The organism is Microbacterium sp. CIAB417 (assembly GCF_022788845.1).
The window spans coordinates 1,146,069-1,163,389 of record NZ_JAHZUT010000002.1; the positions used below are offsets into that span (position 1 = coordinate 1,146,069).

Consider the following 17,321-nt stretch of genomic DNA (forward strand, 5'->3'; position numbering starts at 1 on the left):
CCATGGCCCGCAGTACCGCCTCGACGCGTCGCGCCCCCGCGAAGGGCGGTTCGTCGCGCGCGCGCAAACCCGAACCCGCTCCCAAGCGTTATGTGGGCGAGGATGAGCGGCCCTCGGTCGCCGTCCGCGCCTGGATGGGGCTCGCGCACCTCACGGGTGGGCTGTTCCGCACGTTCGGACCCGAGACGCTCGAAAAGGATCAGCGTCGTGACGGGTTCCCGTTCCTGCTCGTTCTGCTCGCCGTCGCCGGCGCCGTGATCGAGTGGTTCTTCATCGGCACCGAGGTGTCGGCGGCCATCAGCGCGTACTCCATCGGCGGGCTCGTCGGGCGGGTCTCTTTCATCCTTCCGGTCTTCCTGGTTCTGCTCGCCGGCTGGCTGTTCCGCCATCCCGCATCCGTGCACGACAACGGCCGCATCGGCATCGGGTTCGCGCTGTTCATCCTGACGGTCGCGGGGTTCTGTCACGTCCTGGGTGCTCGCCCGCAGCCGTCGTCCGGTCTGCCAGCGCTCAGCACCGCGGGGGGGCTCTTCGGCTGGATGGCGGGGGAGCCCCTCGCGCTCCTGCTGACGCCTGTCGGAGCGGGTATCGTCCTGACGCTCCTGGCCGTGCTCAGCGTGCTCATCCTCACCCGCACGCCCCCGAACCGCATCGGTCGCCGCCTCGGCGATCTCTATGCCTGGATGTTCGGCGCCGAGCGGCACGAGCCGGTGGAGAAGCCCGATCGGGCGAAGGATGCGGCGAGCTCCGGCGACGACGACGCGACGGAGGCCATGCCCTGGTGGCGTCGCAACAAGACCGGACGCGAGCAGGACCCTGACGACGACGCCGGCTCGCAGGATCTCACCGAGCTGCTGTTCACCGACACGCCCCCGCCGGGCGGGTTCGACAACGCACTCGAGCCCGCGCGCCCCGCGCCGCCTCTGCCTGGCGCGCCGGACGCCCTGACCGAGGTCATCGATCCTTCGGTGATCGCCGCGGCGGAACGAGCGGTCGCGGACAGTCGCGCCGCTGCGGGTCTCCAGGACGACGGGGATTCCGGTCCGCAGCCCACCCTCGACGGCATCGAGGGCTTCGGCGGCAGCGGCGACCGCGTCCCTCCCGCGGCCTCCTACTCTCTGCCGTCGGTCGCTGCCCTCGCGGCGGGGTCTGCGCCCAAGACACGCTCGGAGGCAAACGACGCGGTCGTGCGCGCCATCATGGGCGTGTTCGAGCAGTTCAAGGTCGACGCGAAGGTCACCGGCTTCTCCCGCGGGCCGACCGTCACGCAGTACGAGGTCGAGGTCGGCCCGGGAGTGAAGGTCGAGCGCATCACGGCGCTGACCAACAACATCGCGTACGCCGTCGCCTCCAACGAGGTGCGCATCCTCGCGCCGATCCCCGGCAAGAGCGCCATCGGCGTCGAGATCCCCAACACCGACCGCGAGATCGTGACGCTGGGCGACGTGCTGCGCTCACAGAACGCACTGCAGTCCACGCATCCGATGACGATCGGTGTGGGCAAGGACGTGGGCGGCGGCTTCGTCGTCGCCAACCTCGCGAAGATGCCCCACCTCCTGGTGGCCGGCTCGACCGGCTCCGGAAAGTCGAGCTTCGTCAACTCGATGATCACGAGCCTGCTCATGCGCTCGAAGCCGTCCGAGGTGCGGATGGTGCTCATCGACCCCAAACGCGTGGAGCTCACCTCCTACGCCGGAGTCCCGCACCTCATCACGCCGATCATCACGAACCCCAAGAAGGCGGCAGAGGCGCTGCAGTGGGTCGTGAAGGAAATGGACATGCGCTACGACGACCTTGCGTCGTTCGGGTTCCGCCACATCGACGACTTCAACAAGGCGGTCGTCGCCGGGCAGATCCAGTTGCCCCCCGGCAGCGAGCGCGTGCTGAAGCCCTATCCGTACCTCCTCGTCGTCGTCGACGAGCTCGCCGACCTCATGATGGTCGCCCCGCGCGATGTCGAGGACTCCATCGTGCGCATCACGCAGCTGGCGCGTGCGAGCGGCATCCACCTGGTGCTGGCGACCCAGCGTCCGAGCGTCGATGTCGTCACGGGCCTCATCAAGGCCAACGTGCCCTCGCGCCTCGCCTTCGCCGTCACCAGCGTCACCGACTCCCGGGTCATCCTCGACCAGCCCGGCGCAGACCGGCTCATCGGTCAGGGAGACGGTCTCTTCCTTCCCATGGGCGCGTCCAAGGCCATCCGCGTGCAGGGCGCCTGGGTCAGCGAGCCCGAGATCGAGAAGGTCGTGCAGCACGTCACCGGCCAGGCCCGCCCCGAGTACCGGGCGGATGTGGCGGCGGTCACCGAGAAGAAGGAGATCGACGCCGACATCGGCGACGATCTCGAACTGCTGCTCGCGGCGGCGGAGCTCGTCGTCGGGACGCAGTTCGGATCGACCTCGATGCTGCAGCGCAAGCTGCGCGTCGGTTTCGCCAAGGCGGGACGCCTCATGGATCTCATGGAGTCGCGCGAGATCGTGGGTCCGTCCGAGGGTTCCAAGGCGCGAGACGTGCTGGTGACGCCCGAGCAGCTGCCCGGGGTGCTCGCGCGCCTGCGCGGCGAGGACCCGCCCGCAGGCGGGGCCGCCGACGATCGGTATGGACCGGATGCCGTGGACGCACAGTTCGACGGCCTCGAGGTGGTCGACGGCGACGAGGGCTCCGAGGACGCCTGGAGCCTCACCGGGCGCGACTGAACGTTCCCGGCTCGCTAGGCTCGCATCGTGGCGGTTCCCCGACAGCTTCCCAACGCGATCACGATCGTGCGCATCCTGTGCGCGCCGGTCTTCCTCTGGCTCCTGCTGGCCGATGCCGGCGAGGGCGGTGGGATGCGGTGGGCGGCGACTGTGCTGTTCATCGTCGCGATCGCCACGGACGGCATCGACGGCTACCTGGCCCGGCGCTACGAGATCGTTACCGACCTCGGCAAGCTCCTGGATCCGATCGCGGACAAGGCGCTCACAGGGTGCGCCTTCGTGGGCCTGTCGATTCTCGGTGAGCTGCCCTGGTGGGTCACCATCGTGGTGCTGGTGCGCGAGGTCGGCATCACCGTGTACCGCTTCGCGGTCGTGAGCGACCACGTGCTCGCCGCGGCCTGGATGGGAAAGCTCAAGACGGTGGCTCAGGCCGTGGCGCTCTCGCTGGCGCTCGCTCCGCTTGCGCCCCTCGTGGGGGAGTGGATCCACGTGGTGAACACCATCACCATGTGGATCGCCGTCATCCTCACGATCGCGAGCGGAATCGACTACGTGGTCAGCGAGGTGAGAGGGCGCCGCGCGCGCCGTTCGGGAGGCGCCCATGTCGGATGAGCGATTCATGGATGACAGCGCGCTCGACGAGCAGACCTCGATCGTCGGCGGGCGACGCACGGACGCCGAGCACATCGTGCAGCGTCTGGGCGAACTGGGCTGGACGATCGGCATCGCCGAGTCACTGACCGGCGGCGAGGTGTGCAGTCAGCTGGTCGCGGTCGCCGGTGCATCGAAGGTCGTGCGCGGCGGGATCGTTGCGTACGCCACCGAACTCAAGCAGAGCCTGCTCGGCGTCGACGCGCTCGTGCTCGAGTTGGGCGGTCCGGTACAGGCCAAGGTCGCACGCCAGATGGCGGAAGGGGTGCGCGAGGCGGTCGCGGTCGGCGGGGCCGCGGCGGATGTCGGTGTCGCGACCACGGGGATCGCGGGACCCACCTCGTCGGACGGGCAGCCGGTCGGAACCGTGTTCGTCGCCGTCTCCACCCCGCTGGGCACCCGCGTGGAACTGCTGCAGCTCGACGGTGACCGGGAACAGATCCGCCAGCGCACCGCCCGTCGTGCCCTCCGGATGGTGCTCGAGGCTCTCTGAGGGAACAGATCGGGTTACCACTGGGTTACGTTGTGCGATTCTCATCCGTCACCCAGCGGCGCGGGATTAGATTGGCCGCACGCACTGTTGTAGCGTTATGCACCCGGTGCAGGACGGATTCGGTAAAAGGAGGGCTCGAAATGATCCTGGTACGTCATGAGATCGGCGAAGTCCTTCGTGAACTCCGTCAGCAGAAGGGTCGTACCCTTCGTCAGGTCGCGAGCCGCGCGAGTGTGGCCCTCGGGTATCTGAGCGAGGTCGAGCGCGGACAGAAGGAAGCCTCGAGTGAGATCCTCGGCGCGGTCGCCGAGGCACTGGATGTTCCCATCTCCACGATCATGCGCGAGGTCTCCGATCGGCTGTCCGTTCTGGAGGGCATCAACTCCTTCCCGGACGTCGTGCCGGACGAGCTGGTCGCGATGGCCTCTCCCGAACTCTCGCTGCGCTGAATGCGCCGCAGCGAGTTCGATCGCGCCGTCCGAGACGAGTTCGGCTCGCGCGGCGCGTATCTGGTCGATGATCTGGTGCTCGCCGGGGCCGGCGACCGCACGGCAGCTCAGGCATTGGCCGCGGGGGAGCCGACGCGAGACGTCTGGCTCGCGCTGTGCGCAGAGATGGATGTTCCGCCGACGCGGCGATACGGAGTCGGGCGGCTCGAACCGCGTCGATGACGTCGGCGTGTCGTCGAAGATCCGTTCGATACACGCGTAGTGTTCTGCACAGACGGCGTCCGAGGGATGTCTGTCCACGGATGCGGAGCATTCCGACGCGATGTCGGAGGCCCTGCCTACCGTGGGAGATGTCGCAACGACACGTACGCCTTGCCGCCGAAGCCGGACCCTGTGCCGGGAGGAGCGGCAGCCTACAGGCGACCGACATCGAGCAGAAGGAACCCTCATGCCCTCACCCGCAGACCGCGAGAAAGCCCTCGAATCGGCACTCGCCCTGATCGACCGGCAGTTCGGAAAGGGCTCGGTCATGCGACTGGGCAGCGAAGACCGCGCCCCGGTCGAAATCATCCCGACCGGTTCCATCGCGCTGGATGTCGCCCTCGGCGTCGGTGGTCTTCCGCGCGGACGCATCATCGAGATCTACGGTCCGGAATCCTCCGGTAAGACCACGCTGACCCTGCATGCGATCGCCAACGCGCAGCGTGCGGGCGGAATCGCCGCCTTCATCGACGCCGAGCACGCACTCGACCCCGACTACGCCAAGAAGCTCGGTGTCGACATCGACCAGCTCCTGGTCTCGCAGCCCGACACAGGAGAGCAGGCTCTCGAGATCGCCGACATGCTGGTGCGCTCCGGTGCCATCGACCTCGTCGTCATCGACTCGGTCGCGGCCCTCGTGCCCAAGGCGGAGATCGAGGGTGAGATGGGTGACAGCCATGTCGGCCTCCAGGCGCGCCTCATGTCGCAGGCGCTGCGCAAGCTGACGGGTGGTCTGAACCAGACGAAGACCACCGCCATCTTCATCAACCAGCTCCGCGAGAAGATCGGTGTCTTCTTCGGTTCGCCGGAGACGACCGCGGGCGGAAAGGCGCTCAAGTTCTACGCGTCGGTCCGCCTCGACATCCGTCGCATCGAGACGCTGAAGGACGGCACGGAGGCGGTCGGTAACCGCACGCGCGTCAAGGTCGTCAAGAACAAGATGGCGCCGCCCTTCAAGCAGGCAGAGTTCGACATCCTCTTCGGCACCGGCATCTCCCGCGAGGGAAGCCTCATCGACTTCGGTGTCGATCAGGGCATCGTCAAGAAGTCGGGCTCCTGGTTCACCTACGACGGCGAGCAGCTGGGGCAGGGCAAGGAGAACGCCCGCAACTTCCTGCGCAACAACGCCGATGTCGCCGCGGAGATCGAGCAGAAGATCAAGACGAAGCTCGGCATCGGCCCCGTCGTCGAGGTGCCGGTGGAAGACGAGCTGGCTCAGCGACGTCCGGCATGATCCACGAGGAGGACCGGGGCGAGGCGGACGGCCTCGCCCCGGTGATCCCGCTCTTCGGGGAGCGCTCAGCCGCGTCCGCGAGCTCTCGCGAGGAGTCGGTGCCGCGGGTGCGTCGCCCGTTCTTCGCTCCCGCACCCGACGACGCACCGGACGCCGAGATGCTCGGTGCGGCGCACGAGGTCGACGTCGATTCCGAGGCGGATGAAGCGGTGGTGGTGCAGGCGGCATCCGACGCGCTGCTGCGCAAGCTCAGGTCGCGCTCGCTCTCCGAACGTGAAGCCCGCACCTTCCTGACTCAGCGCGACCTGTCGCGCGACGCCGTCGAGGAGATCGTGGCGGACTTCCTCCGCCTGTCGTACCTCGACGATGCCGCGTTGGCGGAACAGCTGGTGCACGTCGGCGTGTCCCGCAAGGGGGAGGGGCGTGTGGCGATCGCGCAGGCGATGGCCCGCCGTGGCGTGCCGCGCGATGTGGCCGATGCCGCGCTGGACGCGCTCGGCGATGACGACGCCGAGCGCGCCCTCGAGTTCGCGCGTCGCAAGGCGATGTCGATCGGCGGTCGCGACGACGACGCCGCGCTGCGTCGGCTCGTCGGTCAGCTCGCTCGCCGCGGCTATCCGTCGTCGGTCGCGATGACCGCGGCCCGACAGGCTCTCGCGGAGGCCCGGCGTCCTGCCGTCCGCGGTCCCCGCTTCGACTGAGCGGAGGCCGCTCGCGGCTGCGGTGCCGGTCGATCGCGCGAACGTAGAATGGCTCCCATCATGACGATCCCCTCGAGCGCTCCGACCCTCATCGCCGCCTCGCCCGCCGCGCACGACGCAGACGGCCGCGCGCGGACCTATGAGGTGCGCACCTTCGGCTGCCAGATGAACGTGCACGACTCCGAGCGCCTCTCGGGGTCGCTGGAGTCGGCGGGGTACGTCCCCGTCGAGCCCGGTGCCGAAGCCGACGTGGTCGTGATCAACACGTGCGCCGTGCGCGACAACGCGGCCGGAAAGCTCTACGGCACGCTCGGGCATCTGAAGTCTCGCAAGAACGCCCATGCCGGCATGCAGATCGCCGTGGGCGGTTGCCTGGCGCAGATGGACAAGCAGACGGTCGTGGAGAAGGCGCCGTGGGTCGATGTCGTCTTCGGCACGCACAACATGGGCTCGCTGCCGAAGCTCCTCGAGCGCGCGCGACACAACGAAGAGGCCGAGCTCGAGATCCTCGAGTCCCTCGATGTCTTCCCGTCGACGCTGCCGACCAAGCGCGACAGCGTGTACAGCGGGTGGGTCTCGATCTCGGTGGGCTGCAACAACACCTGCACGTTCTGCATCGTTCCGAGCCTGCGCGGCAAGGAGAAGGATCGTCGCCCCGGCGACATCCTCAGCGAGATCCGGCTGCTCGTCGAGGACGGCGCGATCGAGGTCACGCTGCTCGGCCAGAACGTGAACTCCTACGGGGTGGAGTTCGGTGATCGTCAGGCGTTCGGCAAGCTCCTGCGCGCCGCCGGCGAGATCGAGGGTCTCGAGCGGATCCGGTTCACGAGCCCTCATCCCGCCGCCTTCACCGACGACGTCATCGATGCGATGGCCGAGACGCCCGCCGTGATGCCGCAGCTGCACATGCCGCTGCAGTCCGGCAGCGACCGCATCCTCAAGGCGATGCGCCGTTCGTACCGTTCGGAGCGCTTCCTCGGCATCCTCGACCGGGTGCGCGCGCGCATCCCGCACGCCGCCATCTCCACCGACATCATCGTCGGCTTCCCGGGCGAGACCGAAGAGGACTTCCAGGAGACGCTGCGGGTCGTCGAACAAGCGCGGTTCGCGAGCGCCTTCACCTTCCAGTACTCGATCCGCGAGGGCACCCCCGCGGCGACGATGGAGGAGCAGGTGCCCAAGGAGATCGTGCAGGAGCGCTACGAGCGCCTCGTCGCGCTCCAGGAGCGCATCAGCCTCGAGGAGAACCAGAAGCAGGTCGGTCGCCGGCTCGAGGTGCTCGTCTCCGCCGGCGAGGGCAAGAAGGATGCGGCCACGCGCCGGCTCACCGGGCGTGCCGAAGACAACCGGCTCGTGCATTTCGAGGTCCCCGAAGGCTCGCCGGCGCCACGTCCCGGTGATGTCGTCTCGGTCGTGGTGACGCACGCGGCGCCCTTCCACCTCCTGGCCGATGCGCCGGACGGTGCCCCCCTCGCGATCCGGCGCACGCGTTCGGGCGACGCGTGGGATCGGGCCGAGGCCGATTCCTGCGGTGTGCCCGCCCCCGCAGGCTCCGGCCCGAAGGCGGTCTCGCTGGGTCTTCCCTCGCTTCGTCGGGACCAGTGATGCCCGCGCCCCGGTTGTGGATCGTGGCCGGGGCCACCGGCACGGGGAAGACCGGGATCTCGCTCGCGCTGGCCGAGGAACTCCGCGGCAGGGGCCGGGCGGCCGAGATCGTCAACGCGGACGCCATGCAGCTGTATCGCGGCATGGACATCGGAACGGCGAAGCTGCCCGTCGCCGAGCGGCGCGGCATCCCGCACCACCTCTTCGACGTGCTCGAGGTGACCGAGGAAGCCGCTGTGGCGGACTATCAGTCGCGCGCCCGGCAGGTGATCGAGGCGATCAACGCCCGCGGGGCTGACGCGATCCTCGTCGGAGGCTCCGGGCTGTACGTCTCGGCGGTCGCGTACGACTTCCGCTTTCCTCCGCGCGACCAAGCGCTGCGGGCGGCGCTGGAAGCGGAGTTGGACGAGGTCGGTCCCGGCGTGCTGTACGAGCGCCTCCGCGGCATGGACCCGGTCACCGCGGAACGCGTCGATCCGCACAACGGTCGACGGATCGTACGGGCGCTCGAGATCCTGGCGCAGGGCGCCACGACGCACGGCGCCGCGCTGCCCGAAGATCCGCGTCTCTGGCACCCGCGGACGCAGCTGTTGGTCGCGCATGAAGAGCGCGATGTCCTCGTACCGCGTCTGGACGCGCGCGTCGAGCGGATGTGGCGCGACGGCCTGCTCGGCGAGGTCGTCAGCCTGCGCGAACGGGGGCTCGACGCGGGCGTCACGGCGCGCCGGGCCATCGGATACGCACAGGCCATCGGTGAGCTCGACGGCCTGCTGAGTCGCGACGAGGCGATCGCGCAGACGCAGGCGCTCACCCGCCGGTACGCCCGTCGCCAGGTCTCCTGGTTCCGCCGTTACACGGCGGCCCGTCGGGTCACCGCGGGCACGGCGGCGGCGGATATCGTCGAGGGGTGACCACGCTCGGCATCCGGCCCTTCGCTGTCGCCGACACTGAGCCGGTCGTCGCGCTGTGGCACGAGGCGGGGCTGACCCGGCCATGGAATGATCCGTACCGCGACATCGAGCGCAAGCTCGCCGTGCAACCGGAGCTGTTCCTCGTCGCGACGAGCGAGGAACGCGTCTGCGGCTCGGTCATGGCCGGCTACGACGGCCACCGCGGCTGGCTGTACTACCTCGCGGTCGATCCCGCCCACCGCGGCAGCGGAGTCGGTCGTCGGCTCGTGCGCGAGGCCGAGGAGCGTCTCTCGGCGATGGGGTGCCCGAAGATCCAGCTCATGGTGCGGCCGGAGAACTCCCGTGCGCGCGGGTTCTACGAGGCCCTGGGATACGAGGAGTTCGACACCTGGGCGACCGGGAAGCGCCTCATCGCCGACGAACCGCACCCGCCCCGCCCGTAGACTGGCGGAATGTCGCGCACGCTCCCGTTCACCAAGGGCCACGGAACCGGGAACGACTTCGTGATCCTCTCCGATCCCGACGGAGAGCTCGATCTCAGCGACGACCAGATCGCGGTGCTCTGCGATCGCCGATTCGGTATCGGCGCGGACGGGCTCCTTCGTGTCGTGCGGTCGGCTCGGATCGCCGAGGGGGCGGACGCTGCTGCAGCCGGCGCCGAGTGGTTCATGGACTACCGCAACGCCGACGGGTCGAAGGCCGAGATGTGCGGCAACGGCACGCGTGTGTTCGCGCGTTTCCTCGAGGACCAGGGCCTCGCGTCTCTCGACGTGCCGCTGCGCATCGGCACGCGCGCCGGGGTCAAGACGCTCACGCGCAGCGAACGCGGCTTCGAGGTGGATCTGGGAGAGTGGGTCGTCGACGAGAACGACGTGCTCGTGCGTGCCCGCGGTCTGGATGTCGCGCGTCCGGGTCAGCCGGTGGACGTCGGCAATCCCCATGTCGTCGTGGCGCTGTCGTCCGAGGCCGAGCTGGAAGCGCTCGATCTGACCGTCCAGCCCCTGCTCGATCCGCTGCCGCCCGCCGGTGCGAACATCGAGTTCGTCGTTCCCAGCGATCCGCTCGTCGTGGGCGGCGTGGGCGGGATCCGGATGCGGGTCTTCGAGCGGGGCGTCGGAGAGACGCTCAGTTGCGGGACCGGCGTCGCCGCCGCAGCTCTCGCGGTGCGCCACTGGGCAGGGCCCGCGGCGCCCGAGGCGTGGGTCGTGGACGTGCCCGGCGGGACGCTGGGCGTGCGCATGCACGACGGGCACGTGCTGCTGTCGGGGCCGGCCTCACTGATCTTCCACGGCGAGGTCACGCTGGCCTAGCGGGATGCGGTGCGCGCTCGACCCGTGGCAGTCGCGGCGCCCACCACGCCCATCACGAGCAGCACGAGCGTGGCGGTGAGCACGGGCGCGAAGCCCGCGGCGGCACCCAGGTTCTGCGCGAGCAACCCGGAAAGCGCGGATCCCGCCGCGATGCCGAGGACGATGCCGCTCGTCGTGAGCGTCAGCAGGATGCCGGCCCGCCCCTCGTCCGCGGCGTCGCCCACGACCCGGAAGATCGTCAGCAGCAGCGGCCCTTGGAAGGCGCCTGCGATGAGTCCGGCACCGACGATCCACACGACGTCGTCGGCCACAAGCATGAGCAACGCGCCCACGGCCATCCCGCAGGCGGCCACGCTCCAGCGGGTCCAGGTGCCGACGCGCTCGGGGACGAGCACCATCGACAGGGTGGTGATGGCCGAGCCGACCGCCATGACCGCGTAGAGCAGTGCCCCCGCATCCGGGATGCCGATGCGCTCCGCGAAGGCGGTGAGGCCGGTCTGGCTCGCGCCGAAGAACATGCCCATCGCCAGCATTCCGACCAGCGCGGTGACCAGCAGCGTCCGGCGTCCCGCGGGGGCGGTGGTCCGCGGCGGCGCCTGCCTTCTGCGCGGGACGCTTCGGTGCGTGCGGTGCACGGCGAACTGCGTCGCGAAAGCGACCACGAGCGCGCCCGCGAGCAGGGTGGCCGCCTGCGGCGACACGAAGGCGGCGGTCAGCCCCACGATGGCGGGCCCGAAGATGTAGGAGATCTCGTCGATGACGCCCTCGAAGGCGAAGGCGGTCGGCAGATCGTCCGGTGCGAGGGAGAGCCACCGGGTGCGGGAGAACGCGCCGACCTGCGGCAGGCTCAGCCCGATTCCGGCGGCGAGAGCGACCGCCCCGCCGTCGGGCACGTGCCCGGCGCCCCAGGTCAGGAGAAGGAGCAGCGCGACGTGCACGACCACACCGGCGAGCAGAACGGGCCGCTGCCCGATGCGGTCCGCGATCGCGCCGGAGGCGGGAGCGCCGACGGCCTCGCCGATCGCGGCGGCGGCCGCTGCGAAGCCGCCGACGGCGATCGAGCCTGTGGCGGAGGTCACGAGCGTCAGGACGGCGAGCGGGACCATCGACAGGGGAAGACGCCCGAGGCTCGTGGCCACCAGGTAGTCCCAGCCGGCGATGCGCGGCAGGGCACGGTACGAGCGGATGCCGACGGAAGTGGGGGAGGGCATGCGGAAACTCCGATCGGCGCATCCCCCGCCCGAACTGCGCCCTCAGCCCATCAGTCGTTGTGAGCCGAGCGTATCACCGTCAGGGCAGCGGGATGGGAGCGGTGACCTCTGTCCCGTGGCGACGGATCTTGAGCACCCGGAAGCCGCGCGCCGTCGCGGTGCGGTGCACGCTGAAGCCCGCGGGGAAGGATGCGGCGAGCCAGCGCTGAAGCGAATCGGCGCCGAGGTTGCGTGCGACCACGAGCCACGCGTCGGATCGTTCGTCCAGTCGCGGGATCCAGCGCTCGAGCATGCCGTGCAGTTCGTTCTTGCCGACACGGATCGGAGGATTCGAGCGGATCGTGCGGAAGGCGATGTCGTCGGGAACATCGTCGGGGGTCACAGCGTTCACATTGGTGAGGCCGAGGTTCTCCGCGTTGCGGCGGACGAGATCGAGCGCCCGCTGGTTGACATCGACCGCCCACACCGTGGCGTGCGGGGAGGAAAGCGCCAGCGAGAGCGAGATCGGGCCCCAGCCGCATCCGAGGTCGAGGAAGTGGCCGCCGGCCGGAGGCGGCGGCGTGTTGCTCAGCAGCACGGCGGTGCCCGCATCCAGTCGATCCGGGCTGAACACTCCGCCGGCCGTCGTCACATCGATGTCGCGACCGGCCACGGTCACACGGATGGTGCGGAGGTTCTCGGGACTGGCGGGTGACGCGGTGAAGTAGTGGTCACTCCCCATACACGAAGCGTAGCGGTAAGTCTCCGAAGGCGGGAGGCTAGAGTGAGCGGGCGCGAGACGCCCCGAAAGGAAACGATGACAGAAACACCCCCGTCCACCGACGAGCAGCGGCTCGACGACGTCGACCGGGTGCTCTCGCGAGCGGACTCTCGCGCACGGATGCGCGGCCCCGTGGCCGGAGCGCAGGCGCTGCAGGATGCGGCGACCGTCGCCGACGGCTTCGGCGACGGCGATCAGTTCGACCGCGAGGAGCGCCAGGCGCTGCGCCGCGTCGGAGGCCTGTCGACCGAGCTCGAGGACGTCACGGAGGTCGAGTACCGCCAGCTGCGGCTCGAGAACGTCGTCCTCGTGGGCGTCCACCCGCAGGGGGCGACCGAGGACGCCGAGAACTCGCTGCGCGAACTCGCAGCCCTCGCCGAGACGGCGGGCGCCGTCGTCCTCGACGGCGTGCTGCAGCGTCGACCGCATCCCGACCCCGCGACGTACATCGGTCGGGGCAAGGCGGAGGAGCTGCGCGACATCGTGGCGGCCGTCGGCGCGGACACCGTCATCGCGGACACCGAGCTCGCCGCCAGCCAGCGGCGTGCGCTCGAAGACGTCGTCAAGGTCAAGGTGATCGATCGCACCACGGTGATCCTCGACATCTTCAGCCAGCACGCGAAGAGCCGCGAGGGCAAGGCGCAGGTCGAGCTCGCGCAGCTCGAGTACCTCCTGCCGCGCCTGCGCGGTTGGGGTGAGTCGATGAGCCGGCAGGCCGGCGGTCAGGTCGGCGCCGGCGGTGCCGGTATGGGCTCGCGCGGACCCGGTGAGACGAAGATCGAGCTCGACCGCCGCCGCATCCGCACCCGGATGGCGCAGCTGCGTCGTCAGATCCGGGACTTCGCCCCGGCCCGTGACGCCAAGCGTGCCGAGCGCAAGCGTAACACGATCCCCGCCGTGGCGATCGCCGGGTACACGAACGCCGGCAAGTCCAGCCTTCTGAACCGCCTCACACGCGCGGGCGTCCTGGTGGAGAACGCGCTGTTCGCCACCCTGGATGCCACCGTTCGACGCTCGGTGACCGACGACGGGCGCATCTACACGCTGACCGACACCGTCGGGTTCGTCCGCAATCTCCCGCACCAGCTGGTCGAGGCGTTCCGTTCGACGCTCGAAGAGGTCGGCGACGCCGACGTCATCGTGCACGTCGTCGACGGCTCGCACCCCGACCCCGCCGCGCAGCTCGCCACCGTCCACGACGTGATCGGCGACGTGGGGGCGCGCGACACGCGTGAGATCGTCGTGTTCAACAAGGCCGACCTCATCGACGACGACGCGCGGCTCCTGCTGCGGGGTCTCGTGCCCTCAGCGGTGTTCGTGTCGTCGCGCACGGGCGAGGGCATCGACGAGCTCCGTCGGGTCATCGAGGATGCGCTTCCGTTGCCGGAGGTCGAGCTGCGGGTCCTGCTGCCGTACGATCGCGGCGACCTGGTCTCGGCCGTGCACGAGCACGGGATGATCTACGAGGAGACGCACGAGGCGGAGGGAACAGCCCTGCACGCTCGCGTCGGCGCCGCGCTCGCCGGCAGGCTCGAGGACTTCCTCGCCTGAGCCCCGCTCACTCGCCGTCGAGGGCGGGCAGGAGCACGAACAGCTCCGGATCGTCCGCCGTGGCGGTGAAGCCCGCCCGTCGGAGGGTCTCGGTCCACTGCGAGGTGCGGGGGCGGGCGAACAGCGGCCGCACGGGCTCGCGAGACACGACGACGCCGAGGTCGCGATCCGCGTGCTCGGTGTGACTCTCGTGGTCGATGAACACCTCTCGCCCGTCCGGACCGTCGGCGACGCGCAACGCGCCGATCGAGAGCGCAAGCTCGGGCGCGGCCTCGGCGAAGCCGAACACCTCGCCGAGGAACGAGAGCTCCGAGGTGAGTGCGTCGATGGTCGTCTCCCGGCGTCGGAACCCGTGTCCCTCGCCCTCGTACAGGACGTAGGCGTGCGGGACGCCGTGGTGGCGCAGCGCGTCGCGGATGGCCTCGGCCTGCGCGGGCGGGACGACCCGGTCCTCGGTGCCCTGCAGGATCAGCAACGGCACCCGGAAGCGTTCGGGATGCGTCAACGGCGAGCGTTCGACGTAGACCTCCTCCGTCTCCGGCAGAGGACCGATGAGCCCGTCGAGATAGCGCGACTCGAACTCGTGCGTATCCGCCACGAGCGCGCGTGCGTCGCCGACGCCGTAGCGGGAGATTCCCGCGGCGAAGACGTCGCCGCGCGTCAGCGCCGACAGCACCGTCCAGCCGCCGGCCGACCCTCCCTCGATCGCGAGGCGGTCCGGGTCTGCGAGGCCGGCCGCGGCGAGGTGTCGGGCCGCCGCGATCACGTCGTCCACGTCGGCGACGCCCCACTGGCCGCGCAGCCGCTCACGGTAGGCGCGCCCGTAGCCGGTCGATCCGGAGTAGTTGACATCGAGCACTCCGATGCCGCGGCTCGTGAAGAAGGCGATCTTGCGGGACGCGGCGGGCCCCACATGGGCGGTCGGTCCGCCGTGTACCCACACGAGGCAGGGAGCCAGCTCGTCGTCGGGTCCGCGTAGCTCCGGGTGGGTCGGCGGGTAGAAGTAGGCGTGCACGGGACCGCGGGATCCCTCCGCGCTCAATCGGACGGGCTCGGGCAACCACGGCTCGAGGGCGGAGAGGTCGTCGCCCGCCAGCCGCTCCGGCTCCGCGACGCCGTCCGCATCCACGAGCCAGAGCCCGAGCGGGGCGGACGCGGAAGCCGTCGTGATCAGGAAACGCGTGCCATGCGCGTCCTCGAGGAAGCTCTGGGACGCGCCGTCGATGCCGACGGAGCGGGTCGTGCCGTCGGCGGGGTCGATCACCACGACAGTGTCCTCGCCGTTGGTGCGTACCGCGACGATCCGTCCGTCCTCGAGCGGGGCGAACCACCGCATCCCGAGCGTCCACAGCGCGCCGCCGGTGTCGGCGTCGTCGTGGGTGAGGGTGCTGTGCTCGCCAGTGTCCGGGCGCACGCGCTGCACCTGCCACCGGCCCGACGCGTCGTCGAGGTACAGCAGTTCGTCGGAACCGCTCCACACCGGTTGGAGGGCCGACGCCGCGCCGTCCGTCACGCTCATCGCATCGACGACCACGCCGTCGCGCAGCCGCCCGACGCGCAGGCGGGTGCGGTCCCAGGGCAGGTCGGGGTGATTCCAGCCGATCCAGGCGAGATGGCGACCGTCAGGGGACAGCGCGGGCTGGGCGACGAAGTCGTCACCGTCGGCGACGACGCGCGCACCGGAGCCGTCCAGCGCGATCTCCACGATGGCTCGTTCCCCTCCGGAGGCTGCCGTGCGCTCTCGCACTGCGAGCAGACGCCCCGCGGCCCACACGAGGCCGCCGAACGCCGTGTCGTCCTCCCCGGGTGTGAGCGGCATCGGGGCGCCGTCGTCATCGAGCGCGTACACGCGCTGGTCGCTGCCCTCCACGAAGAGCAGCCGGCCGTCATCGGTGGCGCACCACGCGCCGCCGCCGTACTCGTGCACGCGCGAGCGTGCACTCCAGGGCGCGGAGAGGACGTCGACGGTTCGCCCGTCCCTCTGACGGCGGCGAACCGCCATCCGCCCGCCCTCGTCCGGCACCGACTGGGCCCACCAGATCTCGTCGCCGACGAAACGCGCTCCGTCGAAACGGGTCGCGGCGCCAGCGACGTCGGCGGCGGAGATGGGGGACGGCCAGGAACCGTAAGAACTGGAGGCGGTCATGTCTCCACGCTACGCGGCGGCCCGCCGACAGCCCAGCGGAAGCAGGGGGAGTCGAAGGGGTCAGACGGCGCGCATCAGCGCGACGACCTTTCCGAGGACGACGGCGTCGTCGCCGAGGATCGGCTCGAAGGCCGTGTTGCGCGGCAGCAGCCACACGTGTCCGTCACGGCGCCGGAACGTCTTCACGGTCGCCTCCCCGTCGAGCATCGCGGCGACGATGTCGCCGTTGTCCGCCGTCGACTGCGAACGCACCACGACCCAATCGCCGTCGCAGATCGCGGCGTCGATCATCGAGTCTCCCGATACCTTCAGCATGAACAGGTCGCCCTTGCCCACGAGCTGGCGAGGCAGCGGGAAGATCTCTTCGACGTGCTGGTCGGCCGTGATCGGCACGCCTGCCGCGATCCGACCCACGAGAGGGACCAGAGCGGCGTCGCCCACGGCGGGGGCCGCATCGGCCGGGTTCTCCGTGGCGGTGCCCGGCAGGTCGATCAGGACCTCCATGGCGCGCGTCTTGCCGGGGTCGCGCCGCAGGTAGCCGGAGAGCTCCAGCTGGTTGAGCTGGTGAGTGACGCTCGAGAGCGACTTCAGTCCGACCGCGTCTCCGATCTCGCGCATGCTCGGCGGGTAACCGTGGCGTGCGATCGAGTGCTGGATGACCTCGAGGATCGCGAGCTGCTTGTCGCTGAGGCTCTTGCGTCGGCGGGTCTGCGGCTTCTGGTTGGCGGCCATGCGGCGCTCCCGTCGGGTCTGCTCCGTTCGAATGTCGGAGGTCGGTGATTCGGTGTCCTCAGCCAAACCGTAGCGGGAATCGGCGGCGATCCAGTCCTTGGCAGGGCGTGTCGTCTTCGAAACTCAGCCGGTTGTGCGATCGCTTGACAGTACCGTAAATCGAAGATAGCTTCGGAAGAGAAGTTCGTACCCGGCTCTCCCGGCCGGAAGGTCGGGTACGAATCTCTTCCCGTCCTGAAGGAGTCGTCATGAGCACGATCGAGTTCGCCGCCCCCGTCGCCACCCGCCTGCGCCTGACCGCGCGCGGTCGTCGGGTGCTCGCCTGGCTCGTCGCTCTGCCCGTCGTCGCGGCGGTGGCCGTCGGTGTGATTAGCGGTGGATCCGCGCTCGCCTCCCGCGAGCCCGGCGCAGCCGCCGGCTCGTTCGAGATGGTGACGGTGATGGCCGGGGAGTCGCTGTGGTCGATCGCGGAGGAGGTCGCGCCGCAGGACGACCCGCGTGACGTCGTCGACGCGATCATGCGGCTCAACACCCTGCCGGGTGCGCAGGTGAGCGCTGGTCAGCGTCTGGCGATCCCGGCGGAGTACACCTCGGGCGAGTGAGGCGCTGC

Annotated in this window: 17 protein-coding genes; 13 read left to right on the forward strand and 4 right to left on the reverse strand. The window is 70.0% G+C overall.

All coding sequences use genetic code 11. From position 1 onward, the window contains the following. The first annotated feature begins 2 nt into the window (after positions 1-2). From KYX17_RS12010 to dapF, 11 genes are all read left to right on the forward strand, one after another. Complete coding sequence (locus KYX17_RS12010) at positions 3-2,696, forward strand: DNA translocase FtsK (protein WP_243227203.1); 2,694 nt, start codon at positions 3-5, stop codon at positions 2,694-2,696. A 27-nt stretch (positions 2,697-2,723) separates the two neighbouring features. Next, the gene (gene pgsA / locus KYX17_RS12015) at positions 2,724-3,308 is read left to right on the forward strand and encodes a CDP-diacylglycerol--glycerol-3-phosphate 3-phosphatidyltransferase (protein WP_243227204.1); all 585 of its coding nucleotides are present in this window, start codon (positions 2,724-2,726) and stop codon (positions 3,306-3,308) included. 7 nt (positions 3,309-3,315) lie between these two features. Continuing rightward, positions 3,316-3,840, forward strand: coding sequence for a CinA family protein (locus KYX17_RS12020; protein ID WP_243227205.1), 525 nt, complete (start codon positions 3,316-3,318; stop codon positions 3,838-3,840). Between the two features lie 140 nt (positions 3,841-3,980). Further along, positions 3,981-4,289 carry a helix-turn-helix domain-containing protein gene (locus KYX17_RS12025; RefSeq protein ID WP_137416575.1) on the forward strand — a complete coding sequence of 103 codons (309 nt, stop codon included), beginning with the start codon at positions 3,981-3,983 and terminating at the stop codon, positions 4,287-4,289. Continuing rightward, a complete protein-coding gene (locus tag KYX17_RS12030) occupies positions 4,290-4,511 on the forward strand; it encodes a DUF3046 domain-containing protein (RefSeq protein WP_243227206.1) in 222 nt (73 codons plus the stop codon). It begins immediately after the preceding gene. Between the two features lie 226 nt (positions 4,512-4,737). Further along, positions 4,738-5,784, forward strand: a complete 1,047-nt coding sequence (gene recA, locus KYX17_RS12035; RefSeq protein ID WP_243227207.1) for a recombinase RecA — start codon at positions 4,738-4,740, stop codon at positions 5,782-5,784. Next, positions 5,781-6,485: a regulatory protein RecX gene (locus KYX17_RS12040; RefSeq protein WP_243227208.1), complete on the forward strand. Its 705-nt coding sequence runs from the start codon at positions 5,781-5,783 to the stop codon at positions 6,483-6,485. The genes recA and KYX17_RS12040 overlap by 4 nt, the downstream gene beginning before the upstream one ends. Before the next feature lie 60 nt (positions 6,486-6,545). Next, on the forward strand, positions 6,546-8,090 hold the full coding sequence (miaB, locus tag KYX17_RS12045) for a tRNA (N6-isopentenyl adenosine(37)-C2)-methylthiotransferase MiaB (protein ID WP_243227209.1): 1,545 nt from the start codon (positions 6,546-6,548) through the stop codon (positions 8,088-8,090). Next, on the forward strand, positions 8,090-9,001 hold the full coding sequence (gene miaA, locus KYX17_RS12050; protein WP_243227210.1) for a tRNA (adenosine(37)-N6)-dimethylallyltransferase MiaA: 912 nt from the start codon (positions 8,090-8,092) through the stop codon (positions 8,999-9,001). Before miaB ends, miaA begins: the two co-directional genes overlap by 1 nt. Further along, on the forward strand, positions 8,998-9,444 hold the full coding sequence (locus KYX17_RS12055; RefSeq protein ID WP_243227211.1) for a GNAT family acetyltransferase: 447 nt from the start codon (positions 8,998-9,000) through the stop codon (positions 9,442-9,444). The genes miaA and KYX17_RS12055 overlap by 4 nt, the downstream gene beginning before the upstream one ends. Before the next feature lie 9 nt (positions 9,445-9,453). Beyond that, positions 9,454-10,311 carry a diaminopimelate epimerase gene (dapF, locus tag KYX17_RS12060; protein ID WP_243227212.1) on the forward strand — a complete coding sequence of 286 codons (858 nt, stop codon included), beginning with the start codon at positions 9,454-9,456 and terminating at the stop codon, positions 10,309-10,311. On the opposite strand, the gene KYX17_RS12065 is transcribed toward dapF, so the two are convergent. Both KYX17_RS12065 and KYX17_RS12070 read right to left on the reverse strand, forming a co-directional pair. After that, positions 10,308-11,522 (reverse strand): MFS transporter, encoded by a 1,215-nt coding sequence (locus tag KYX17_RS12065; protein ID WP_243227213.1) that lies wholly within the window; start codon positions 11,520-11,522, stop codon positions 10,308-10,310. The genes dapF and KYX17_RS12065 overlap by 4 nt on opposite strands. Before the next feature lie 79 nt (positions 11,523-11,601). Further along, positions 11,602-12,243: a class I SAM-dependent methyltransferase gene (locus KYX17_RS12070; RefSeq protein WP_243227214.1), complete on the reverse strand. Its 642-nt coding sequence runs from the start codon at positions 12,241-12,243 to the stop codon at positions 11,602-11,604. Between the two features lie 75 nt (positions 12,244-12,318). Between KYX17_RS12070 and hflX the strand changes: the two genes are divergently transcribed. Continuing rightward, positions 12,319-13,833 (forward strand): GTPase HflX, encoded by a 1,515-nt coding sequence (hflX, locus tag KYX17_RS12075; RefSeq protein ID WP_243227215.1) that lies wholly within the window; start codon positions 12,319-12,321, stop codon positions 13,831-13,833. Between the two features lie 7 nt (positions 13,834-13,840). Here hflX and KYX17_RS12080 read toward each other — a convergent pair whose 3' ends face one another. After that, entirely contained in the window at positions 13,841-15,979 is a 2,139-nt protein-coding gene (locus tag KYX17_RS12080) for a prolyl oligopeptidase family serine peptidase (protein ID WP_243227216.1), read from the reverse strand. 60 nt (positions 15,980-16,039) lie between these two features. Then, a complete protein-coding gene (gene lexA, locus KYX17_RS12085; RefSeq protein WP_243227217.1) occupies positions 16,040-16,711 on the reverse strand; it encodes a transcriptional repressor LexA in 672 nt (223 codons plus the stop codon). Positions 16,712-16,959: 248 nt separating this feature from the next. On the opposite strand from lexA, the gene KYX17_RS12090 reads away from it, so the two are divergent. Beyond that, positions 16,960-17,313, forward strand: a complete 354-nt coding sequence (locus tag KYX17_RS12090; RefSeq protein WP_243227218.1) for a LysM peptidoglycan-binding domain-containing protein — start codon at positions 16,960-16,962, stop codon at positions 17,311-17,313. Positions 17,314-17,321: the final 8 nt, after the last annotated feature.

What these genes read in the sequence shown, in the direction of transcription:
- KYX17_RS12010 (WP_243227203.1), top strand. Translation starts at nt 3, where the DNA reads ATGGCCCGCAGTACCGCCTCGACGCGTCGCGCCCCCGCGAAGGGCGGT.
- KYX17_RS12020 (WP_243227205.1), top strand. Translation starts at nt 3,316, where the DNA reads ATGGATGACAGCGCGCTCGACGAGCAGACCTCGATCGTCGGCGGGCGA.
- KYX17_RS12025 (WP_137416575.1), top strand. Translation starts at nt 3,981, where the DNA reads ATGATCCTGGTACGTCATGAGATCGGCGAAGTCCTTCGTGAACTCCGT.
- KYX17_RS12030 (WP_243227206.1), top strand. Translation starts at nt 4,290, where the DNA reads ATGCGCCGCAGCGAGTTCGATCGCGCCGTCCGAGACGAGTTCGGCTCG.
- recA (WP_243227207.1), top strand. Translation starts at nt 4,738, where the DNA reads ATGCCCTCACCCGCAGACCGCGAGAAAGCCCTCGAATCGGCACTCGCC.
- KYX17_RS12040 (WP_243227208.1), top strand. Translation starts at nt 5,781, where the DNA reads ATGATCCACGAGGAGGACCGGGGCGAGGCGGACGGCCTCGCCCCGGTG.
- miaB (WP_243227209.1), top strand. Translation starts at nt 6,546, where the DNA reads ATGACGATCCCCTCGAGCGCTCCGACCCTCATCGCCGCCTCGCCCGCC.
- miaA (WP_243227210.1), top strand. Translation starts at nt 8,090, where the DNA reads ATGCCCGCGCCCCGGTTGTGGATCGTGGCCGGGGCCACCGGCACGGGG.
- dapF (WP_243227212.1), top strand. Translation starts at nt 9,454, where the DNA reads ATGTCGCGCACGCTCCCGTTCACCAAGGGCCACGGAACCGGGAACGAC.
- KYX17_RS12065 (WP_243227213.1), bottom strand. Translation starts at nt 11,522, where the DNA reads ATGCCCTCCCCCACTTCCGTCGGCATCCGCTCGTACCGTGCCCTGCCG.
- KYX17_RS12070 (WP_243227214.1), bottom strand. Translation starts at nt 12,243, where the DNA reads ATGGGGAGTGACCACTACTTCACCGCGTCACCCGCCAGTCCCGAGAAC.
- hflX (WP_243227215.1), top strand. Translation starts at nt 12,319, where the DNA reads ATGACAGAAACACCCCCGTCCACCGACGAGCAGCGGCTCGACGACGTC.
- KYX17_RS12080 (WP_243227216.1), bottom strand. Translation starts at nt 15,979, where the DNA reads ATGACCGCCTCCAGTTCTTACGGTTCCTGGCCGTCCCCCATCTCCGCC.
- lexA (WP_243227217.1), bottom strand. Translation starts at nt 16,711, where the DNA reads ATGGCCGCCAACCAGAAGCCGCAGACCCGCCGACGCAAGAGCCTCAGC.
- KYX17_RS12090 (WP_243227218.1), top strand. Translation starts at nt 16,960, where the DNA reads ATGAGCACGATCGAGTTCGCCGCCCCCGTCGCCACCCGCCTGCGCCTG.